The organism is Actinomycetospora cinnamomea, assembly GCF_003096675.1.
GTDB lineage: Bacteria > Actinomycetota > Actinomycetes > Mycobacteriales > Pseudonocardiaceae > Actinomycetospora > Actinomycetospora cinnamomea.
This window is the reverse complement of sequence record NZ_QEKW01000001.1, coordinates 228,286-249,757: the sequence shown is the minus strand read 5'-3', so window position 1 is coordinate 249,757 and position 21,472 is coordinate 228,286. Positions and strand designations below refer to the sequence as shown.

Annotated in this window: 16 protein-coding genes and 1 pseudogene; 7 read left to right on the top strand and 10 right to left on the bottom strand. The window is 77.0% G+C overall.

Annotated elements, in window-relative coordinates; genetic code table 11:
* Genes C8D89_RS01215 through C8D89_RS28965 form a run of 3 tightly spaced genes read right to left on the bottom strand, consistent with a single transcriptional unit; the run spans position 1 to position 3,880 of the window.
* On the bottom strand, positions 1-1,281 hold the full coding sequence (locus C8D89_RS01215) for a glycoside hydrolase family 18 protein (RefSeq protein ID WP_116706245.1): 1,281 nt from the start codon (positions 1,279-1,281) through the stop codon (positions 1-3).
* The gene (locus C8D89_RS01210; RefSeq protein ID WP_243417684.1) at positions 1,278-3,686 is read right to left on the bottom strand and encodes a bifunctional polysaccharide deacetylase/glycosyltransferase family 2 protein; all 2,409 of its coding nucleotides are present in this window, start codon (positions 3,684-3,686) and stop codon (positions 1,278-1,280) included. Before C8D89_RS01210 ends, C8D89_RS01215 begins: the two co-directional genes overlap by 4 nt.
* Entirely contained in the window at positions 3,683-3,880 is a 198-nt protein-coding gene (locus C8D89_RS28965) for a hypothetical protein (protein WP_165825496.1), read from the bottom strand. The genes C8D89_RS01210 and C8D89_RS28965 overlap by 4 nt, the downstream gene beginning before the upstream one ends.
* Before the next feature lie 709 nt (positions 3,881-4,589).
* Between C8D89_RS28965 and glmS the strand changes: the two genes are divergently transcribed.
* Entirely contained in the window at positions 4,590-6,386 is a 1,797-nt protein-coding gene (gene glmS, locus C8D89_RS01200) for a glutamine--fructose-6-phosphate transaminase (isomerizing) (protein WP_116706243.1), read from the top strand.
* Positions 6,387-6,413: 27 nt separating this feature from the next.
* On the opposite strand, the gene C8D89_RS01195 is transcribed toward glmS, so the two are convergent.
* On the bottom strand, positions 6,414-7,397 hold the full coding sequence (locus tag C8D89_RS01195) for an NAD-dependent epimerase/dehydratase family protein (protein ID WP_116706834.1): 984 nt from the start codon (positions 7,395-7,397) through the stop codon (positions 6,414-6,416).
* 82 nt (positions 7,398-7,479) lie between these two features.
* Positions 7,480-8,013 (bottom strand): amino-acid N-acetyltransferase, encoded by a 534-nt coding sequence (locus C8D89_RS01190; protein ID WP_116706242.1) that lies wholly within the window; start codon positions 8,011-8,013, stop codon positions 7,480-7,482.
* 56 nt (positions 8,014-8,069) lie between these two features.
* Between C8D89_RS01190 and rimO the strand changes: the two genes are divergently transcribed.
* The 4 genes and pseudogenes from rimO to C8D89_RS01170 all read left to right on the top strand — a co-directional run bounded on the left by rimO (position 8,070) and on the right by C8D89_RS01170 (position 11,895).
* Positions 8,070-9,590: a 30S ribosomal protein S12 methylthiotransferase RimO gene (gene rimO / locus C8D89_RS01185; RefSeq protein ID WP_165825495.1), complete on the top strand. Its 1,521-nt coding sequence runs from the start codon at positions 8,070-8,072 to the stop codon at positions 9,588-9,590.
* Positions 9,587-10,219 carry a CDP-diacylglycerol--glycerol-3-phosphate 3-phosphatidyltransferase gene (gene pgsA, locus C8D89_RS01180; RefSeq protein WP_116706240.1) on the top strand — a complete coding sequence of 211 codons (633 nt, stop codon included), beginning with the start codon at positions 9,587-9,589 and terminating at the stop codon, positions 10,217-10,219. Before rimO ends, pgsA begins: the two co-directional genes overlap by 4 nt.
* A gap of 142 nt (positions 10,220-10,361) precedes the next feature.
* Positions 10,362-10,578, top strand: a pseudogene (locus C8D89_RS29655) (helix-turn-helix domain-containing protein); the annotation flags it as partial.
* Positions 10,579-11,070: 492 nt separating this feature from the next.
* Positions 11,071-11,895, top strand: coding sequence for a PspA/IM30 family protein (locus C8D89_RS01170; RefSeq protein WP_116706238.1), 825 nt, complete (start codon positions 11,071-11,073; stop codon positions 11,893-11,895).
* Positions 11,896-12,185: 290 nt separating this feature from the next.
* Here C8D89_RS01170 and C8D89_RS01160 read toward each other — a convergent pair whose 3' ends face one another.
* The 5 genes from C8D89_RS01160 to C8D89_RS01140 form a co-directional block, all read right to left on the bottom strand.
* Positions 12,186-12,827 carry a hypothetical protein gene (locus C8D89_RS01160; RefSeq protein WP_133251791.1) on the bottom strand — a complete coding sequence of 214 codons (642 nt, stop codon included), beginning with the start codon at positions 12,825-12,827 and terminating at the stop codon, positions 12,186-12,188.
* A 116-nt stretch (positions 12,828-12,943) separates the two neighbouring features.
* The gene (locus tag C8D89_RS01155) at positions 12,944-15,685 is read right to left on the bottom strand and encodes an ATP-binding protein (protein ID WP_116706236.1); all 2,742 of its coding nucleotides are present in this window, start codon (positions 15,683-15,685) and stop codon (positions 12,944-12,946) included.
* Between the two features lie 38 nt (positions 15,686-15,723).
* Positions 15,724-16,602 (bottom strand): DNA-formamidopyrimidine glycosylase family protein, encoded by an 879-nt coding sequence (locus C8D89_RS01150; protein WP_116706235.1) that lies wholly within the window; start codon positions 16,600-16,602, stop codon positions 15,724-15,726.
* 36 nt (positions 16,603-16,638) lie between these two features.
* Entirely contained in the window at positions 16,639-16,965 is a 327-nt protein-coding gene (locus C8D89_RS01145) for a hypothetical protein (protein WP_116706234.1), read from the bottom strand.
* A gap of 72 nt (positions 16,966-17,037) precedes the next feature.
* Positions 17,038-18,882, bottom strand: coding sequence for an MFS transporter (locus C8D89_RS01140; RefSeq protein ID WP_243417682.1), 1,845 nt, complete (start codon positions 18,880-18,882; stop codon positions 17,038-17,040).
* Between the two features lie 159 nt (positions 18,883-19,041).
* Here C8D89_RS01140 and C8D89_RS01135 point away from each other — a divergent pair, with 159 nt between their 5' ends.
* Together C8D89_RS01135 and C8D89_RS01130 are read left to right on the top strand one after the other, a co-directional pair.
* Positions 19,042-20,562: a M28 family metallopeptidase gene (locus C8D89_RS01135; RefSeq protein WP_116706233.1), complete on the top strand. Its 1,521-nt coding sequence runs from the start codon at positions 19,042-19,044 to the stop codon at positions 20,560-20,562.
* A gap of 93 nt (positions 20,563-20,655) precedes the next feature.
* Positions 20,656-21,471 (top strand): IclR family transcriptional regulator, encoded by an 816-nt coding sequence (locus C8D89_RS01130; protein WP_116706833.1) that lies wholly within the window; start codon positions 20,656-20,658, stop codon positions 21,469-21,471.
* Position 21,472: the final 1 nt, after the last annotated feature.

Genomic DNA, 21,472 nt, shown 5'->3' with positions numbered 1-21,472 from the left:
TCAGGCGAAGCCCTGGAGCACGCCGGTGTAGGCGTACCGACCCTGCGCGACGCCGCTGCAGTCCGGCCGGGCCTCGACGGCGGTGGGGCAGGAGCCCACGTCGCGGGTCACCGACCAGAGGCCCACCGAGCCGAGCCCCAATGCGCGGGCGCGGTCGACGACGGCGGCGGCGTCCTCGGGCGTGGTGACCATGCCCTGGTCGTTGCGGCCGATCATCACCGTCACACCGAGGCGGCGTCGCAGCTCGGCCGGGTCCGCCGTGGGCCACACCTCGCCGAGCTGGCGGGCGGCGGCGTCCATCGAGCCGAGCACGGCGCCGCGCCAGTCCCCGGTGTGCGGGAAGTTCATCGCCATGGTGTTGGTGCGCACCGCGACGCCGCGGTCGGCGACCGCGCGCAGGATCTCCAGCCCGGCCGCGGTCAGCGCCGACTCCCGGCCGGCCACCGGCAGCGTCAGCGTGATCGCGGTGCCCCGTTCGCGCTGCAGGGCGGCGAGGGCGTCGGCCACGAGGTCGCTGTCCACCGCGGCCTCGAGGTCGACGTCGAGGTGGTTGCTGCCCACGACGTCGAGCGCGGTCCGGTAGGCCCGGGCCAGGGACTCGGCGTCGGTGCAGGCGGTCTCGAGGTACGGGGCCCGGGCGCCGCCGGTGGCGACGGCGACGGAGCCGCCGGCCGCGCGCAGCGCCGCGACGCGCTCCGTGACCTTCGGGTCGCCGACGGGGACGGTGCCACCCCAGGCCGGCCGGTCGCACCCGTCGGGGCCGGCGAGGACGAAGGCCAGCACGACGTCGCGCTGCCCCGTGTCGCGGACGTACGCCGCGAGGTCGGGCGGGGTGGCGGTGCTCATGTCGGCGTACGGCGTGACCCGCTCGGTCGGCAGGGGACCGGCCGAGAGGACCGGCGGCGCCGACGGCCCGGTCCGGATCACACCGGTGAGCAGGAGGGCGACGACGGCCAGGACCGCCACCAGCGCGGACCCGCCGGCCAGCAGCGCGAGGCGACGGCCCCGCCCGCCCGGTCGCTCGTCCCCGCCGCGGGGCGGCGGTGCGGACGGAGGCGGGTGCCCCGGCTCGCCCGCGGGCGCGGGCGGACGTGGCGCTGCCGCGGGAGCGGGGACCGGCCGGCGCGGGCCCGGGCGCGGCCCGGGCGGCATCGCGGTCATCGGGTGCACCGCCGGGGCCGGGAGCCGGCGCCCCGGGGGAGGGGCGGGACGACTCGTCGGGTGGCCGGGCGGCGGGACGGCGAGCGTCAGGCGGACGGTGGGGTCGGTGTAGGGGTTCACGGGAGCCTCCGGGCGGGCACCGGGCCGGCGTCGACGGCCGGCACGGGGGGACGGAGCGGGACGGGGCCGCCGGGGACGGGGCCGCCGGTGCCGGGGCCGCCGGTGCCGGGGCGGCCGGGGACGGGGCCGCCGGGGCCGGGGCGGCCGGGGCCGGGGGGACCGAGCCGGCCGGGGGACGCTCCCGGCCGGACGCCGCGTGCGGGCGGGAGCGGCAGGAGATCGGCCGGGGCGCCGCCCACCAGCTCGTCCAGCCCGCCGACGCGGCGCAGCTTCTGCCAGCGCAGGCGGATGCCGGCGACGGCGGTGACCACCGACCGGATGAGCACCGCGTACATGAGCTGGCGGTAGACCAGCTGCTGGACCGGCAGCAGCCACAGCACACCGAGCTTCTCGCGCTCGAGACGGAAGGCGAAGACCGCGCCGCAGAGCTGCAGCCCGAGCATGCCGCCCCAGGCGCCGAGGGTCTTGACGGGGTCGAGGAACAGCAGCCCGTAGACCAGGAAGAGGTCGACCAGCGGCGCGAGCACCGGCAGCACGATCTGGAACGCCGCGAGCTGTGCGAGGCCCATCCGCCCGAAGCGGCCCGACGGGCCACGGTGGAACACCGCGCGGCGGTGCTTCCACATCGACTGCATCGTCCCGTAGCTCCAGCGGTAGCGCTGGCGCCAGAGCTGCCCGAGGGTCGCCGGGGCCTCGGTCCAGGCCCGCGCCGTCTCCTCGTAGACGACGCGCCACCCCCGGCGGCAGACGGCCATCGTGACGTCGGTGTCCTCGGCCAGGGTGTCGTCGCTGACGCCGCCGACGGCCAGCAGGACGTCGCGGCGGAACGCGCCGACGGCCCCGGGGATCGTCGGCATGCACCTGAGCAGGTCGTAGACCCGCCGGTCGACGTTGAAGCCGATGACGTACTCGATGTGCTGCCAGCTCGCGATGAGCCGGCGGCGCCCCGCGGCGTTCGCGGCGACCTTCGCGTTGCCCGAGACGGCGCCCACCGTCGGGTCCGCGAAGGGCTGGACCAGGCGCCGCACGGTCTCGCGCTCGAACACGGTGTCGCCGTCGATCATCACGACGAGCCGGTACCGCGCGTGGGCGATCCCGTTGTTCAGCGCCGAGGGCTTGCCGCCGTTGGGCTGGCGGACCACCCGGACGTTCGGCAGCCCGAGGCCCTCGGCGATGTCGGCGGTGCCGTCGTCGGAGCCGTCGTCGACCACCACGACCTCGACGGGGTGGTCGCTCGCGACCAGCGACCGGATCGTGGCCGCGATGTTCTCCTTCTCGTTGTAGGCCGGCACGATCACCGAGACCGGCTCGGTGACGGGGGGACCCCAGCGGAAGCGCCGCGGATCGCGCCTCCGGCGGTGGCGGGCCGCCACCACCATCATCAGCACGAGGCGGGAGAGCACCAGGCCGCCGAGCACCAGCAGCATCCAGGTGAGGGTCGACACGACGATCCCGGCGGTGTCGACGGCGACCATGAGCCCCTGGCCGAGCAGGTACGGGACGGGGCCGACGGGCCGGTCCGGCGCGGGGAGGCCCACGGCCTCGGTGGGCGTGGTGAAGCGGTAACCCTGCGCCTTCAACGTCGGGATCAGACGGTCGAGGGCGGCGACGGTCTCCGAGCGGTCACCGCCGGCGTCGTGCATGAGCACGACCCCGCCGCGGCCGTCGGGCGGCGTGCTGTTCGCGACGATGGCGTCGATGCCGGGGTGGCGCCAGTCCTCGCTGTCGTAGTCGGTGAGCACGGTGGTGTAGCCGTCCTCGGCGGTCTCGCGCAGCGACGCGTAGTGCGGGTCGTCGATCGCACGCGGGGTCGACGAGTAGGGCGGCCGGAGCAGGTAGGTCGACTCCCGGACCGCACCGTTGATGACGAGCTGGGTGTCGCCGAGCTCGGTCCCGGCCTGCAGGCCCGAGACCGTCGTGAGGTCGGGGTGCGTGAAGCTGTGCACCCCGAGCGCGGAGCCCTGGTCGCGGATGGCCCGCAGCAGCTCCGGGTGCTGGGCCGAGACGCTGCCGACGACGAAGAAGGTGGCCGGCACCCTGTGCTTGCGCAGGACCGCCAGCACCTCCGGCGTCCAGCGGGGGTCGGGCCCGTCGTCGAACGTGAGCGCGATCGTCCGGTCGGGCAGCCGTCGCGACTCCAGACCGCCCGGCGCCGCCGAGATGACCGGACCGCCGTTCAGGAGCGTGTCGGGGACCGTGGCCGTGCCCGCGGGCTCGGCCGCCGCCTGGTCCGCCGCCACCTTGGCGTTGGTCAGGCCGTTGAGCGCCAGGACGCTCGTGAGCATCACCGAGAACAGGACGGCCAGCCACACCGCGGGGCCGGGCAGGCGCGGCCGCCAGCGGACCGGGGTCTCGGTGGCGGGCTCGGTGGCGGGTTCGGTGGCGCCGGGCGCGGGAGCGGTCACGACGGGGCTCCGGGGGTGTCGGTGGAGATGACGGACGAGCCGGGTGCGGGAGCGGGGGCCGGGCCCGCGGGCTGCGGCGCGCCGGCGACGGCGCCGCACCCGACGAGCACGACGTAGGCGAGGCAGGCGGCGGCGACGGCGGCGCCGAGGAGCCGCACGAGGCGCCGGCGGCGGCCGCTGCCGTCGACGAACACGGGCTGGGCGTCCGGGTCGCGTCGACCCAGCAGGAAGCGGGCCGCCGTGCGGGCGCCCCCCGGTCCCGGTCGCCGGGGTGGGACCGGCGGGGGAGTGCGCAGTGCCGCGGGTGCCCGGCGGGCGGGGGTCGGAGTGACGGGCGGCGCGGCGAACCGGGGGCCCGTCGCAGGGTCCGGCCGACGAGGTCCGGTCGGGGGGTGCGGCCGCGGACCCGGGCGGAGGTCCGGACGGGGCCAGGACCCCGGGTGGGTCGGCCAGGGGCGGATCCCGGGCGGGCCCGGGGGCACCGGTCCGGGGGACCGGGGACGGTCCGGCGGAGGGGTGGGTCGGGGCACGGCCGGCCCCGAGCACGGGATGACCGACGTGCCGGCGTCCGGGGCCGTCCCCGGGACCGGACGCGGCACGGCCCGCCCCGGCGGGGTGGGCTGCGGGGACGGGTGCACGGTGGCTCCTCGGGGTGCCGACCGGCCCGGCGGGCGCGGTGGGTGTCCTGCGAACGGGCACCAGCCTGCGGCCGTGGCGTGATCGCCGACGATCGTGCAGGCCCCCGGACCGCGGGGGCTGTCCCCACCTCCGCCGCGGGGTGGTCCCCCCGGGACCGCCCCGCTCACCGGCGGGTCCGCCCCAGCGCCCGGGGGCCGGGCGGCGCCGCACCCTCGACCGGCGCCACCGCGGCGCCCTGATCCGCGCCCGACCCCGGAGGACCCGATGTGCGGCATCGTCGCCCACCACGGCACCCGTCCCGCCCTGCCCGTGCTGCTCGACGGCCTCGGCCGCCTCGAGTACCGCGGATACGACTCGGTGGGCATCGCCCTCGACCCCGGCGGCGGCGCCTCCCCGCACGTGCACCGCAGCGCCGGACGCTTGCCCGCCCTCGTCGCCGCCCTGCCGCCGGAGGCCGACGAGCCCACGACCGGCATCGGCCACACCCGGTGGGCCACCCACGGCCCGCCGGTGCCGGCCAACGCGCACCCGCACCGCGACTGCACCGGGCGCGTGGCCCTCGTGCACAACGGCACGCTCTCCGACGCCAACCGTCTGCGCGCCGAGCTCGCCGCGCAGGGCCACCTCGTCGCCACCGAGGTGGACAGCGAGCTCGTCGCGCACCGGATCGAGGACGCCCTGCCGCTCGTCCCGGCCCTGGCCGACGTGGTGGCCGCGGTCGCCGCGGCGGTGCGGGGGCTGCGGGGCGCGTGGGCCCTCGCGGTGCTGGTCGCGGGCGTCGACGGCGTCGTGCTGGCGCGACGCGGCTCCCCGCTGCTCGTGGGGAGCGCGCCGGGGCGGCGGATGGCGGCCAGCGACGAGCTCGGCCTGGACCCGGCGGTGACCGAGGCGCGCGAGCTCCCCGAGGGCCACCTCGCCGCGCTCGGCGACGAGGTGACCTGGTTCGACGCGGACGCCCGGCCGGTCCCGGCGCCCCTGCCGTGGCCGCTGGCCGGGCGGGCCGCGACCGCGGATCGCGGGGACGCTCCCGACTTCACCGCCAAGGAGATCGACGAGCAGCCCGCCGCGGCCCGCCGGCTCCTGGACGGGCTGCTCGGGCGTCTGGCCGACGGCCGACTGCTCACCGACCTGGGCCTCGCACGTCCCGACCGCGTCCGCCTCGTCGCGTGCGGCACCTCCCGGCACGCGGCCGAGGTGGTGGCCCGCGTGCTCGCCGTGGAGGGTGGCGTCCCGTCACGGGTGGTCACCGCCAGCGAGGCCGACCTCGCCGTCCCCGAGCCGGGGACGCTGACCATGGCGCTGTCCCAGTCGGGCGAGACCGCCGACGTGCTCGCCGCCCTCGACCGCTGGGACGACCCGGTGCTCGCGCTCACCAACGCCCCGCGCTCGAGCCTGGCCCGGCGTGCGGATGCGGTGCTCGGGCTCGGGTGCGGGCCCGAGATCGGGGTGGCGGCCACCAAGACGTTCACCGCGCAGGTGATCGCGGGCGTGGCGGTGGCGCTGGCGATCGCGTCGGCGAGCGGGCGGCTCGCGCCGGCCCGGCTCGCCGCGCTCGAGCAGGTCCTGGACGGGCTGCCGGCGCGCCTCGCCGCCTCGGCGGCGCTGGCCGCCGCGCCGGCAGCCGCGCTCGCCGACGAGCTCGCCGACCGGCCCGGAGCGGTCTTCGTCTCCCGTGGCGCGGGGGTGCCGTACGCCCAGGAGGGCGCGCTCAAGCTGGAGGAGCTCGCCTACCGCTGGGTGGAGGCCCTGCCGGCCGGCGAGCTCAAGCACGGACCGATCGCCCTGCTCGGGCCCGGCACGCCCGTCGTCGTGGTGGGCGCCGAGCCCCGGGAGCGCCTCGCGGTCGGGATCGCCGAGGTCACCGCCCGGGGTGCGCGCACCGTACTGGTCGGGTCCGGTGAGGACGCGGACCTCCCGGTGTGCCTGCCCGCCGAGGAGCCGCCGTGGGGTCCGCTCGAGGCGGCGGTGGCCCTGCAGCTGTTCGCCCGGGAGGTGACCGTGCGACTCGGCCACGAGGTCGACCGGCCGCGCAACCTGGCGAAGTCGGTCACGGTGGAGTGAGCCGGCGCCGACGTCGTGGGCGCGGGGTCAGCGGCGCACGGTGTCGCGCCACGCGCCCAGGCCGGTGAAGCGCGGACGCCAGCCCAGCTCCTCCTTCGCGCGCGTCGTGTCCATGATCGCCGGGTAGGTGCCCGCCGCGATCCACTGCAGCGGGTAGGGCAGCGGCAGCGGCAGCGACATCACCGCCCGCGAGGGCACCGCGGCCACCTCGGCGGGCAGCTCCAGCACGCGGGCGCCGAGCTCTCGGGCCAGCTCGGCCAGGGTGACGACGCCGTCACCCGCGATGTTGTACGGCCCGGCCGGTCCGTCGCCGAGCGCGCAGCGCCGCAGCGCCTCGCCGACGTCGTCCTGGTGCACCAGCTGCAGCGGGAACGCCGGCACGGCCAGCGGCAGGCCCAGGCGCGTGTACTGCCGGGCGGCGGCCAGCAGGGGACCGCCGAGGGCCGCGAGCGGTCCGGGCAGCGGGAGCTTGGCGCCGACGAGCTCGGGCCCGACGACCCCGGACGGGCGCAGCACGTGGACCTCCACCTCGGGGTGGTGGGCGGACTCCGCGGCCAGCAGCTGCTCGCTGCGCGCCTTGTCGCGGGCGTAGAAGAAGCGGTCGTGGACGCCCAGCGGGTGGCTCTCGGGCATTCCGATCGGGTTGCGGTCGGAGAAGCCGTACGCCGCCACCGAGGAGGCGTAGACGAAGCGGCGCGCGCCGGCCGCGACGGCGGCGCGGAACGCGGCGCGCGCCCCCTCGGCGTTGACCGTCTCCACCGCGCCGGGATTGGTGGTGCCGGTGATGTCGTAGGCCAGGTGCACCACGACGTCGGCTCCGCGGAACGCGCTCTCCAGCGACGCCTGGTCGCGGACGTCGCCCCGGCGGAACTCGGCGCGCCGGTCGGTGCCGGTGCCGCTGTCGGGGTGCCGGGACACCCCGACCACACCGGCGACGCGCGGGTCCAGGGCGAGCAGGGGCAGCAGGCTGCTGCCGAACGTGCCGGTCGCGCCGGTGACGGCCACCGTCACGCGGGAGGTGTCGGACGAGGGACGGGCGGGGGCGGAGGTCGGTGCGGTCACCCGGCCGGATACCCACGTGCGCGCGGCGCACCTAGAGATCCAGCAGCATCCGGGTGTTGCCGAGGGTGTTCGGCTTGACGTAGGCGAGGTCGAGGAACTCCGCGACGCCCTCGTCGGCCGACTGCATCATCTCGGCGTAGACCTCGGGCGACACCGGCGAGCCCTCGATCTCGCGGAAGCCGTGGCGGGTGAAGAACGCCACCTCGAAGGTGAGGACGAACACGCTGCGCAGGCCCAGCGCCCGGGCCTGGGCGAGCAGCTCGTGCACCAGACCGTGGCCGATCCCGGCGCCCCGCATGCTCGGGTGCACGGCGATCGTGCGGATCTCGGCGAGGTCCTCCCACAGCACGTGCAGGGCCCCGCACCCCACGACGTCGCGGCCGCGCACGGCCACGCGGAACTCCTGCACCGTCTCGTACAGGGTGACCAGGGGCTTGCGCAGCAGGATGTTGTCGTCGGCGAACGAGTCGACCAGGGTCTTGATCCCACGGACGTCCGCCGTGCGCGCCCGCCGCAGCAGCACGGGCGCGGCCGTCTCGGGTGCGGTGTCGTGCGCAGGGGTCACCGGGCGCTCACCACCAGCGGAGGGTAGGCCAGCGCCCGGGCCGATAGGCTGGGGAGGTGGCCGACCCTTCTCCCCGTGCCCGCGAGCACCCGAGGGTCGCCCTCGTGACGCTCGGGTGCGCCCGCAACGACGTGGACTCCGAGGAGCTGGCCGGCCGGCTCGCCGCCGAGGGCTGGGACGTCGCCCCGGGCGACGACGGGGACGCCGACGTCGTCGTCGTCAACACCTGCACGTTCGTCGAGCAGGCCAAGAAGGACTCGGTCGACGCGGTGCTGGCCGCCGGGGGCGGCTCTGCGGACGGGGCGAAGGTCGTCGCCGTGGGCTGCATGGCCGAGCGGTACGGCGCGGAGCTCGCCGAGGCGCTCCCGGAGGCGGCCGCGGTGCTCGGCTTCGACCACTACGGCGACCTGCCCGCCCGCCTCGACGACGTCCTGGCCGGCCGCCCGCTCGCGTCGCACACCCCCACCGACCGCCGCACGCTGCTGCCGATCAGCCCGGTGAAGCGGCCCGAGGCGGTGCGTGACACGAGCATCCCCGGGCACGAGTGGGTGCCGACGGTCCCGCGCCGGCGCCTCGACGACGCCCCGGTCGCCCCGCTCAAGCTGGCTTCGGGGTGCGACCGGCGTTGCAGCTTCTGCGCCATCCCCTCCTTCCGCGGCGCCTTCGTCTCCCGCGACCCGGGTGACGTCGTCGCCGAGGCCGCGTGGCTCGCGGACCACGGTGTCGCCGAGGTGCTGCTGGTCAGCGAGAACTCCACGTCCTACGGCAAGGACATCGACGCCCGCGGGGCCGCGGGCGGGGCGCTGGAGCGCCTGCTCGGCGAGCTGACCGTCGTGCCCGGCCTGCGCCGGGTCCGCGTGTCGTACCTGCAGCCGGCCGAGGTGCGCCCGCCGCTGCTGCGCGCGATCGCCACCACGCCGGGTGTCGCGTCGTACTTCGACCTGTCGTTCCAGCACGCCAGCGCCCCCGTGCTGCGCCGGATGCGGCGCTTCGGGTCGCGGGAGACGTTCCTGGCGCTCTGCCGGGAGATCCGCGCGCTCGACCCGGAGGCGGGCATCCGCTCCAACGTCATCGTGGGCTTTCCCGGCGAGACCGAGGAGGACCTGGCCGAGCTCGAGGCGTTCCTCGCCGAGGCCGAGCTGGACGCCGTCGGCGTGTTCGGCTACTCCGACGAGGACGGCACCGAGGCCCTCGGCCTGCCCGACAAGGTCGACGCCGGCGAGGTCGCCGCGCGTGTCGAGCGCATCACCCGCCTCGCCGAGCACGTCGCCGAGGACCGCGCCGCGCGGCGGGTGGGCAGGACCGTCGAGGTCCTCGTGGAGCGGTGGGACGCCGACGAGCCCGACGACGAGCGCTGGGTGGGCCGCGCGGCCCACCAGGGGCCCGACGTGGACGGCGAGTGCCGTCTCGTCGGCGACCTGACGCTGCTCGACGGCCTCGCCCCGGGGGTCGTGGTCACCGGGCGCGTCGTGGACGCCGAGGGCATCGACCTGGTCGTCGAGGCGCTGGGGGTCGCCGGGGACGGCGGTGCCGCCGACCTCGCCGCCGGGGCGCCCGTCGGCGCCGGAGCGCGGTGACGGCCTCCGGCCCGGGCCGCCGGCCGGGACCCGGGTCGGCGCCCGCCACGGGCCCCAGCGCCGTGGTGCCGCCGGTGCCGCTGGTCAACGTCGCGAACGGTCTGACCGTCGTGCGCCTGGTGCTCGTCCCGGTGTTCCTCGTGGTGCTCTTCGTCGACGGCGGGTCGAGCCCCGTGTGGCGGTGGGCGGCGTTCGCGGTGTTCGCGGTGGCGTCGCTGACCGACACCTTCGACGGCGACCTCGCCCGCCGCTGGGGGCTGGTCACCGACTTCGGCAAGATCGCCGACCCGATCGCGGACAAGGCGCTGACCGGCGCCGCGCTCGTGGGGCTCTCGGTGCTCGGCGAGCTGGCCTGGTGGGTGACGATCACGATCGCGGTCCGCGAGCTGGGGGTGACCCTGCTGCGGTTCTGGGTGCTGCGCCACGGCGTCATCCCCGCCAGCCGCGGCGGCAAGATCAAGACCGTGCTGCAGACCGTGGCCCTGGGGCTCGCGATCATGCCGCTGCCGGCGTTCTTCGCGCCCGGCGTCGGCGTGCTGATGCTCGCCGCGGTGGTCGTGACCGTGGTCACCGGCGTCGACTACCTGGTCCGCGCCCTGCGCCTGCGCGCCCGGGCCCGCGCGACCTGAGGTTCGCCGTCGGCGAACGCCCCCGCGCCCGCGTCCCCGTCGCCGCACGATCGCCGTCGGTACGGTGGAACGACATGGTCGTCGACGCCCCGACCGCGGCGTCGCCCGAGCGGGACCCACGGCCGGTGCTGGGAGGTGCGGCATGACGCTGCTGTTGCGCGAGGCCATCGGCGGGACCATCCGCCGGGCCCGGACCGAGCGGCGCCGCACGCTGCGCGACGTCTCACGGGAGGCGCGCGTGAGCCTCGGATACCTCTCCGAGGTCGAGCGTGGCCGCAAGGAGCCGTCCAGCGAGCTGCTGGCGGCCATCTGCGAGGCCCTCGAGCTGCCGCTGCCCGAGCTGCTCGACGAGGTCGCCGACGCCCTGCGCCCCGCGCCGCGCCCCGTGCCCGCGGGGGTCGGCGCCGCGCCCCGCGGTCGGGCAGGCGACGAGCCGGGCATGGACGAGGCGCTGCGCACCGCGGTGGAGGAGGCGTTCGAGCCCGCGTCCGACGAGGCCGCGTCCCCGGCGTCGGCGAGCATGTCGGCCTCCCTGCCCGCCCCGGCCGAGCCCGCGGAGCCGGCCGCGCCGCGCACCGTCGCGCTGCCCGAGCCCGAGGGCGCGCCCACCCGCGACGACGGCGAGCAGGTCGTGGCGCCCGTCGAGGGCGCGACGCCGGCGCGGCTCGTCGGCCTCGTCACCCTGCCGCCGGCGGCGTCCGGTCCCGGCCCCACGGCCCCGGTGGTGCGCGCCGCGGCGTGATCGGCGGGTCGGTGGAAGCCTCCGCAGGGAGGTGAGACCATGGTCGGCGAGACCAGGCGCGGATGTCGTGGCCTGAGCCGGATCGACGTCACGAGTTGGGCGGGAGCAGATGGCCAACCCCTTCGTCAAGGCCTGGCGGTACTTCCTGGCGGCGTTCTCCTCGAAGATCGACGAGCACGCCGACCCGAAGGTGCAGATCCAGCAGGCCATCGAGGACGCGCAGCGCCAGCACCAGTCGCTGTCGCAGCAGGCCGCGTCGGTGATCGGCAACCAGCGCCAGCTGGAGATGAAGCTGAACCGCCAGCTCGCCGACATCGAGAAGCTGCAGGCCTCGGCGCGCCAGGCGCTGGTGATGGCCGACGACGCGCGGGCCAAGGGCGACGAGGAGTCCGCGCAGCGCTACGAGCAGAGCGCGGAGCAGTTCGCGTCGCAGCTGGTCACCGCCGAGCAGAACGTCGAGGACCTCAAGACGCTGCACGACCAGGCGATCGGCGCGGCGCAGCAGGCCAAGCAGGCCGTCGAGCGCAACGCCCAGGTCCTGCAGACCAAGATCGCGGAGCGCACGAAGCTCCTCAGCCAGCTCGAGCAGGCCAAGATGCAGGAGCAGGTGTCCGCGTCCCTGCGCCAGATGAGCGAGGTCGCCGCGCCGGGCAACACCCCGTCGCTCGACGAGGTGCGCGACAAGATCGAGCGTCGCTACTCGACGGCGCTGGGCCAGGCCGAGCTCGCGCAGAACAGCGTGCAGGGCCGCATGCTCGAGGTCGAGGAGGCCACGCGCGACTACGCGGGCAAGAGCCGCCTCGACCAGATCCGCGCCTCGATGGGCCAGGGCACCCAGCAGATCCCGGCCGGCCAGTCGGCCCAGCCGCAGGCCCAGCCCCAGCCGGCCCAGCCGCAGCAGCAGCCCACCCAGCAGCAGGCGCCGCGCCAGTAGTTCCTCACCGCGGCCGCCCGTCGCCCCCCGGGGACGGGCGGCCGCGCTGTGTCAGGACGGTGCCGCACTGCGCGAACCGTGCCGGCGTGGTGCCGACGACACGGCGGAAGTGCCGCGTGAGGTGCGCCTGGTCGTGGAAGATGCCGACGGCACCGCCTACCTGCCGATTGCTCGGCCGGCCGGTGATGGTCTTCGCGGCGGACGCCGGGGTGCTGCGGGCCGCCCACGGCCGAGCCCTCGGCCGGGGCCTGCGGAGCGGCACGGCCCGCGCAACGCCGTCGACAAGATCGTCAAGGGCGCGCGGATGCACCCGTGAGACGGGCCGGGACGTCCGCGCCGGCCACCTCCCAGGAATCCACGCGGTCCGGTGGGGAGACCAGGGCCGGGTCCTCCTCCGCGGCGGGGTCGGTCGCCTCGACCGCCTCGTGGGCCGCGCGGAGCGACGCCGCGTCGGTGGCCAGGAGCAGCGCGCGCATCGAGCGGGACAGGTGGTCCCACAGGACCAGCAGCCGGACCGTGCCGGGCACCGCCCGCGCGGCCGGGATGACCTGCCGGCGGTGGACGCGGTCGATCGCCGCCCGCCCGGCGTCGCTGAAGGGCCCGTCGAACGCCGCGACGGCCACGACCGCCGGCTCGCCGTCGGCGGCGGCCCCGGGCTCGTCGTCGGTGACCTCGTAGACGGTGTCCTCGTCGAGGGTCACCGGACGCGGTCCGCCTCCCTGGGCGGCGCGCGTGCGGTCCGACGCGGCGCGGGCGTCCTCCTCGGTGGACCACAGGGTCACCAGCGCTCGCATCGCGGTCGGCCCGGACACGAGGAAGTAGGCCCCGCTGTACCCGGCATGGCGGCGCAGGATGTCGGTGAGCTCGCGGCGGCGGGCGTCGGGGTCGTCGGTGGGCGGCACTGTGGCCACGGTCTGGAATCGGGCGAACACGGCGTCCACGTCCTCTCGGGTGGGTGATGAGCGCTGCCCAGCGTGGCGCGCGGCGCGCGGTCGGACCTCCGTGCTGGTACGCAGGACGCGGTACGCAGGAGGGGCGGGCAGGACGATCAGGACAGTGCGTCGGCGGCCCACGCGGCGAGCTGCGTGCGGTTGTGCAGCCCCAGCTTGGCCAGCGCGTGGCGGACGTGGCTCTCGACCGTCCGCTCGCTGATCACCAGCCGGGCGGCGACCTCGCGGTTGGCCAGCCCGGTGACGACGAGAGCGACGGTCTCGCGCTCGCGTGCCGTGAGCGACCCCGCGCCCGGTCCCAGCCCGGTGAGCTCGGCGAGCAGCGCCGACGCGCCCTCCAGCGTCGGCCGCAGACCCAGGCGGCGGGCCACGGTCCGCGCCTCGTCGAGCACCCCCCGGGCACGCTCGCGATCACCGGTGCCGGCGCGCGACGCGAGGGAGCGCCCCAGCTCCAGATCCGAGCGCGCCAGCCCCGGCACCGCGCCGAGGCGCCGGTCCGAGGTCACGGCCTGCTCGGCCAGCCGGACGGCCTCGTCGTGCTCGCCGACGTGGCGGGCGGCAGCCGCGGCGAAGCGGGCCACCGGTCCGGGGCAGCCGGTGCTGCTGTCGCCGCGCAGCGCCGTGTGGGGGCGCAGCTGGGCGAGGACCGCCCCCACCACCTCCGTGTCGCCGAACGCGACGGCCAGCTCGCTCCCGCAGCAGGCGACCGGCCGCCACCGGTTGGTGTGCGGGACGGCGAACAGGTGCGGGCGCAGCTCGTCGTAGAGCGTGCGGGCCAGCTCCTCGTCGCCGCGGTCGAGGTACGCGACGCCGGCGGTGGCCCAGAAGATCGGGAGGTGCCGCATGCGCGCGAAGGCCTCCCCGCCGGGTCGCCACGCCGCGAGGCTGCCCAGGTCGCGGTGGAGCAGGCTCACGAACGCCTCGTACAGGGGCTCGGCGGTCGGGTCCTGGCTGCGGCGGCCGACGTCCCGGAAACGTCCGGCCAGGACGAACGCGTCCTCGTACCGGCCCACGAGGTGCGCTCGGGCGGCCCGCGCCCGCAGCTCGTGCCACCGGGCGAGGCTGCCGCCGAGCCGGTCGGCGACGGCCCCGAGGGCCTCGATACCCACGTCGACCACGTCCGTCGCCCCGAGCTCGAAGGCGTCGTCGATGCGCCACACATGACCCCACACCAGGGCCTCCGGACGCTGCGTGGCCTGGCCGAGGGCGATGGTGCGCCGCCCGACGGCGAGCCGGGCGTCCACGTGCCCGGGCCCGCCGCACACCTCGTAGCGGGCGTGCAGCGCGTGCAGGACCGCGTCGACGCCCTCGGGCTCGTGCTCGTGCCGGTCGGCCATCGCCAGCGCCCGGGCCGAGATCTCCGCCGCCTCGTCCGGCCGGCCGCGCACCGCCGCGACCATGGCCTCCTGGGCGAGGACACGCGCTCGGCGGGCCGAGTCCTCCCCGGCGAGCAGCGCGCCGGCGCGCTGCACCAGCCCTTCGATCCGCCCGGCCACGAGGTCGGGGCCGATACCGCGGACGACGACGGCCGCGCCGGCCGCGAGGTCGGCGCGACCTGCGGGCTCGGCGGCGTCGAGTACCGCGGCGGCCTCGTCGATGGCGTCGGTGGTGCGGTCGGCGCGGACGAGTGCCCGGGCCAGCGCGAGGCGCAGCTCCGTCCGGAGCTCCGGGTCGTCGGTCACGTCCAGGGCGCGCCGGTACCAGCCGGCGGCGTCGTCGGGCGCCCGCCGGGCGGTTGCCGACTCCGCCGCCGCGCGGCAGGCGGCCGCGGCCGCGGCCCGTCCCTCGGGCGAGACGGCGGCGGCGAGACGGTGCCGCGCCACCTCGCCCGTCCGGGTCGCCGGCAGGGCATCGGCGAGGCGGCCGTGCTCGGCCCGGCGCCGGGCCGCCGGGAGCCCGTCGCGGCACGCGGCGCGCAGCAGCGCGTGCGACCAGCGCATCCGACCCGCGTCCCGCGGGTCGGCGTGCAGCAGGCCCGCCGCGAGCACCTCGGCGAGGACCGCGGGCTCGGGCGCGCCGAGGAGGCCGAGCTCCACCTCCTCGCCGGCGACGGCCGCCGTCGCGAGCAGGTCCGTCGCGCCGGGGGAGAGCCCGGCGACGCGACGCCGCACGAGGGATGCGACCGCCCCGGCGTGCACCTCGGGTGCCCGCAGGAGCTCCCGCAGGTGCAGCGGGTGCCCCGCGCTCACGTGGAGCAGGGTGTCGACGCCCGCCTCGTCGGGCTCGTGCCCGTCGCGCCGCCGCAGCAGCTCGCGGACGGCCTCGCGCCCGAGACGTCCCGGGCGCAGCACGACGGGGACGGCCTCGTCGAGCCCCTCGGGTACGGGCTCGCGGCTCGTGGCCACCAGCAGCAGGGCGGGCCCCCGGGTGGCGACGACCTCCCCGGCGAGGTGGCGCAGCAGGGTCAGGGAGGCCTCGTCGGCGGCGTGCACGTCCTCCACGGCCACCACGAGCCCGGCGTCGGCGGCCGCCGCGAGGGCGTCGGCGGTGTCCGCGACCGCGCGGAAGCGGGCCCGGGCGTCGCTCGCTTCCGGGCCCTCGGCGGCCACCGCGAGGTCGAGCACCGCCGGGTCGAGGCCCCGATCGCGGGCGGCGGGGCTGCCCAGCAGGCGGGTCCAGGGCCAGAAGGCGGGGCTGCCGAGGTCGGGGCTGGCCCGCCCGAGCAGTGCCGGTAGCCCACGGTGCTCCGCCGCGTCGAGCAGCGCCCCGAGCAGGGTCGACTTGCCGATCCCGGCTTCACCGACCACGAGTACCGCGGTGCCCTGACCCGCGCACGCGTCGTCCAGCGCCGAGACGAGCACCGCCGTCTCGTGCTCGCGCCCGGGCGGCACGGCGTCCATCAGGGCAGTGTGCCGCTGTCGGGGCCCGCATAGGTGGCTCAGCCGTAGCGCGAGCGCCGTCCCGACTGCTGCTGCGGTCGGCGGCCGCCGCGGCGGGCCGGGGGCGGGTGGGGGCCCGGCTGGCAGGTGGGGCAGAAGTAGGCGATCCGGTCCTCGCGGTCGGCCCCGCCGTCGTCCTGTCCCGCCGTGCGCACCACGTCACGACAGCGCCGGCACCCGCGCCCGCCGCGTTCGAACACCCAGTGCTGGGCGCCCTCCCCGAGGTCGCCGGTGGTGGACTGCTCGGGACGCCAGGCGTTGCGGGCGAGCAGCTTGTGGGCCCAGGTGACCGCGTCGTGGACCTGCCGGTCGGTGAGGTCGCCGACCCGCGTCCACGGCGAGACGCCGAGCAGGAAGCAGATCTCGGCCTTGTAGAGGTTCCCGACCCCGCACGCCACCCGCTGGTCGAGCAGGGCGGCGCCGAGCTCGCGCTCGGGGTCGGCGCGCAGCCGCCGCTCGACCTCGGCGGCCGCGGCGGAGCCCCAGCCGTCGCCCAACAGGTCGGGGCCGAGGTGCCCGACCCACGTGTCCTCGCGCTCGGTCGGCAGCAGGTCGAGGTCGTGCAGGCGGAACCCGACGGCCACGCGGTCGGGCACCTCGAGGATCGCGCGCACCTGGTGGTCGGGGCCGCGCCACGGGCGGCCCGGCCGGTAGAGGTGCCAGGAGCCGTCCATGCGGAAGTGGCTGTGCAGGCTCGTGCCGTCGTCGAAGCGGGTGAACAGGTGCTTGCCGACGCTGACGACCTCCAGCACGGAGCGACCCGCGAGGTCGTGCTGGACGAGCCGCGGGTGGCGCAGCTCGCCGCGCGTCAGCTCCCGGCCGGCCAGCGCGTCGTGGAGACGCCGACCGGCGAGGAAGACGGTGTCACCCTCGGGCACGCGACCATCGTCCCGCACGCGCGGGGGAGAGGCCCGTCAGTCGTCGGGCTGGCCCGGCCGGGCCGGGGCCTGCGGCGCGTGGTCGGTGACCTGGTCGCGCGGGTCGCCGGCCACGTCCACCGGCGCCACCGCCGTGGCCAGCCGCTCGCGCAGGGTGCTCAGGTCGCGGGTGTGCGGATCGCGCGGGTCGGTGGTCGCGCGGTCGACGGTCTGCAGCAGGTCGACCAGCTGCTCCACCAGCGCCCGGGACTCCGCGCCGAGCACCGCGTGGTCCTCCGAGGCGGGACTTCGGGTCACGGTGCCCGCCCGCAGGGCCGAGACGGCCTGGCGGACGGCCACGACCGCGTTGTCGTCGCCGGACATCGCACCTCCCTGGGCTCGGCCGGTGCCCGGGGGATGCCACCGCCGGCGGGCGACCCAAACGGGACGGGTGGCTCAGCGCGCCAGCGGCGAGAGCACCACGGGGCGGTCGAGCGTGTCCTGCCCGGGGACCACGTGGACCGCCGCGGGACGGGCGCCCGCGAGGCCGGCGATCAGCAGGACGGGGCGGTGCGGCCCGGGGTCGGCGGCGAACACCCCGTCGCCGTCGACCGGGCTCACGGCCAGCTGCCGCCCGTCGAGGTCGACGAGGGTCACGCGCGCACCCGCCGCGGGCGCACCGTGGTCGTGCAGCACCCGGCCGCGCAGCACGGCGGGTCCGTGCCCGTCCGCCTCGTGCCGGTCCGCCTCGTGCCGGTCCGCCTCGTGCCGGTCCGCCTCGTGCCGGTCCGCCTCGTGCCGGTCCGCCTCGTGCCGGTCCGCCTCGTGCCCGTCCGTCCCGGCGCCGGCGGGCACCGGGGCCTCCTCTTGGGCCCTCTCCGCGGCGACCTCGGGCTCGGGCAGCGACGGCACCGCGAGGCTCACCAGCAGCGCGAGGACCGCGCAGCCTGCGGCGATGAGCAGCGTCGTGCGCAGCGCCCCGAGCGAGGGGACGAGCGTCCCCTCGACCGGCATCGTCGAGCCCGCGAGCACGACCGCGGCCAGCGCCGAGGCGGTCGAGGTGCCGATGGAGCGCATGAGGGTGTTCAGGCCGTTGGCGGCGGCGGTGCGGGTGGTGGGCACCGCCCGCATGATCAGCGCGGGCAGGGCGCCGTAGGACAGGGCCACGCCGGCGCCGATCACCGAGATCACCACCGAGATCTGCCAGGCGGCGGAGAGCAGCACCGTGCTCGCGGCGTAGGCGACGGCGATCACGACGAGGCCGATGCGCAGGGAGGTCCGCGGGCCCATCCTCGCCGAGATGCGCGCGGTCACCGGCGACATCAGCATCATGACCAGGCCGTTGGGCGCCAGCGTCAGACCCGCCGCGAGCAGGCTCAGCCCCAGGCCGTGGCCGGAGGCCAGCGGCGCGGAGAGCAGCTGCGGGAAGACGACCATGCCGGTGAACATGGCGACGCCGACCGGGATCGAGATGAGGTTGGGCAGCAGCACCGCGCGGCGGGCGTTGAGCCGCAGGTCGACCAGGGGGTCGGTCACCCGCATCTCGTAGGCGCCCCAGGCGAGCAGCGCGACCACCGCGACGCCGGCGGAGGTGAGCGTCGCCGTGCTGGTCCAGCCCCACTCGCCGCCCTTGGAGACGGCCAGGAGCAGCCCGATGAGGCCCACCGACAGCCCGACGGCGCCGACGGCGTCGAAGTGCCCCCCGGAGCGCGTGGCCGTCTCGGGGATGACGACGGCGACGAGCAGCAGGCCCGCCAGGCCGAGCCCGCCCGCCACCCAGAACAGGGCGTGCCAGTCGGCCACCTGGACGATCAGCGCCGAGAGCGGCAGGCCCAGCCCGCCGCCGATGCCCAGCGTGGCGCTCATCAGCGCGATGCCCGAACCCAGCCGCGCGGGCGGCAGCGTGTCGCGCATGAGGCTGATCCCCAGCGGCACCGCGCTCACGGCCACGCCCTGCAGCGCCCGGCCGAGCAGCACCGGGAGCAGCGCCGAGGTCACGGCGCAGAGCACGGACCCGACGACGAGCAGCGCGAGCGTGGCGAGCAGGACGCGACGCTTCCCGACCATGTCGCCGAGGCGGCCGGCGATCGGCGTGGCCACGGCGCCGGCGAGCAGCGTCGCGGTGATCACCCAGGACGCCGTCGCGGTGGACGTGTCGAGCAGCTGTGGCAGTTGGGGCACCACGGGCACGACGAGCGTCATGCACAGCGAGGCGACGAGGCCCACCGACGACAGGACGGTGACGACCAGCGCGGGCCGGGGTGCGGCGTCCCGCGCCGTCGGGACACCGGCGTGCGGCACGCGCCCTCCTCGTGGTCGTTGGCTGTGCCAACCAACTGTAGCCGGGAGGGGCGGCACCGGGGGACGTGTCCCGCGTCGCCCTTCTCGAGTCGCTCGCCCGTTCCGGTCCGCGCCGATCCGGCCGCGGCCACCCCGACCGATCCGCTACGGTCCGTGAGCATGATCCCGGCCCGACGCGGCGTGCGTCCCCTCGCTGCGGCGGCCCTCGGCACCCTCCTCACGCTCGCGGCCTGCGGCGGCGGCGCTGCGGCGCCGGCCCCGACCCCCTCGCCGGCCGCCGCCGCGCCCTCGGCTCCCGCGCCGCCGGGCGACCCGGGGCTGGCCCGGCGGCTGGCCGAGCAGGTCACGGGAGACGCGGCGTTCGCCCGCCTGGAGGAGTTCCAGCGCATCGCCGACGCGAACGGCGGCAACCGCGCGTCCGGGCAGCCGGGCTACGACGCGAGCGTCGAGTACGTCGCGGGCGAGCTCCGCCGCGCGGGCTTCACCGTCGAGACCCCGAGCTTCCCGTTCGACACCTTCGCGGTCGACACCGAGGCGCTCGCCGTCGCGGGGGCGCCCGGACCGGCGGTCACCGCGCTGATCTACTCGCCGGCCACACCGGCCGGCGGGGTCACCGCCCCGCTGGTCGTGGCCCCGGACGCGCCGGGCGACCCGACCCCGGGCTGCGAGGCGACCGACTACGCGAACCTGCCCGCCCGGGGCGCGGTGGTGCTCGTGCGGCGCGGCTCCTGCACGTTCACCCAGAAGCAGCAGGTGGCCGCGGAGGCCGGGGCTGCGGCGGTCCTCGTGGGCAACAACGCGCCGGGGCCGCTCGGCGGCACGCTCGGTTCGGTGGCCGAGGGCCGGCTGCCCACCGGCGGACTGCTGCAGAGCGACTTCGACGCGCTGCTCGCGCGGGCCGGGACACCCGTGACGCTGACCCTCGCCACCCGGTCGGCCACCGTGACCACGCGCAACGTCATCGCCCAGACCACCACCGGGCGCACCGACGAGGTCGTCATGAGCGGCGCCCACCTCGACTCGGTGGCCGAGGGACCGGGCATCAACGACAACGGCTCCGGCTCCGCCGCCCAGCTCGAGCTCGCGGTGCGCCTCGGCGGGGCCCCGCCGGTGACCAACGCCGTGCGCTTCGCCTGGTGGGGCGCCGAGGAGGTCGGCCTGCTCGGCTCCACCGCCTACGTGCAGGGTCTGACGCCCGAGGCCCGCCGGGACATCGCCCTGCTGATCAACTCCGACATGCTCGGCTCGCCCAACCCGGCCTACCTCGTCTACGACGGCGACGACTCCGACCGCGAGGGCGCCCCGCCCGGCCCCGCCGGTTCCGGCGGCATCGAGCGGACCCTCGCCGGCGCCCTGACCGCGACGGGGGTGCCCCCGCGCGGCACCGACTTCGACGGTCGCTCGGACTACGGGCCGTTCATCGAGGCGGGCATCCCCGCGGGCGGGCTCTTCACCGGCGCCGAGGAGGTCAAGACCCCGGAGCAGGCCGCGGTGTGGGGCGGCCAGGCGGGCGTGCCCTACGACCGCTGCTATCACCAGGCCTGCGACACCACGGCCAACATCGACCGCGTCGCCCTCGACCGGATGCTCGACGCGCTGGCCGTCACGGTCGGCACCTATGCGGTGGACCTCGGCGGGCCGAACGGCGTCCCAGCCCGCGAGCAGCGGCAGACCCGCTGATCAAGCGATAGGGTCGCCCCTCCCGCAGCCCGCGCGGTACGGCCGACCCCCGCCGCTCGGACGAGACCCGGACGGTCGGAGAGGATGCCGGCGATGGCGCGCACCGACGGCGACGGGGGTAGCAGCAGCAAGGACGGCGGCAAGGAACCCGCGCTCGTCCGCTCGGTCGACCGGGCCGTGACGGCGCTGGAGGTGGTCGCCGCCCGCGGCGAGATCGGCATCACCGAGCTCTCCGAGGAGCTGGGAGTCCACAAGTCGACGGCCTCACGCCTGGTCGCGGCGCTCGTGCGCCGGGGCCTGCTCGAGCAGCGGGGGGACCGCGGGCGCATCGCGCTGGGCTTCGGTGTGGTCCGCCTCGCCGCCGCCGCCACCGGGAGCATGGACCTCGCCCGCCTCGGCCAGCCGGTCTGCCAGCAGCTCGCCGAGGAGGTCGGCGAGACCGTCAACCTCGCGGTGCACGACGGCGAGGCGGCCATCAACGTCGCCCAGGAGTTCGGCGCGTCCTCGGTGACGACCCGTAACTGGGTCGGGCGGCGCACGCCCCTGCACGCGACCTCGGCGGGCAAGGTGCTGCTCGCGTACATGGGTGACGCCGAACGTCGCACCATCCTGCGGCGGCGGTTGCCGCGGTTCACCGAGTCGACGATCACCGAGCCCGCCGCGTTGCGCGAGGAGCTCGCCCGCGTGGTCGACGAGGGCCACGCCCGCTCGTTCGAGGAGCTCGAGGTCGGGCTGCACGCGGTCGCGGTGCCCGTCTGGGGGCCGGGCAACGAGGTCATCGCCGCGCTCAGCGCCGCCGGACCGGCCTACCGGCTGCCGCGGCGCCGCGCCCGGGCCATCGTGCCCGACCTGCGCGCTGCCGCCGAGGACCTCTCGACCCACCTCGGTTGGGTGGGTGCCTCGGGCTGAG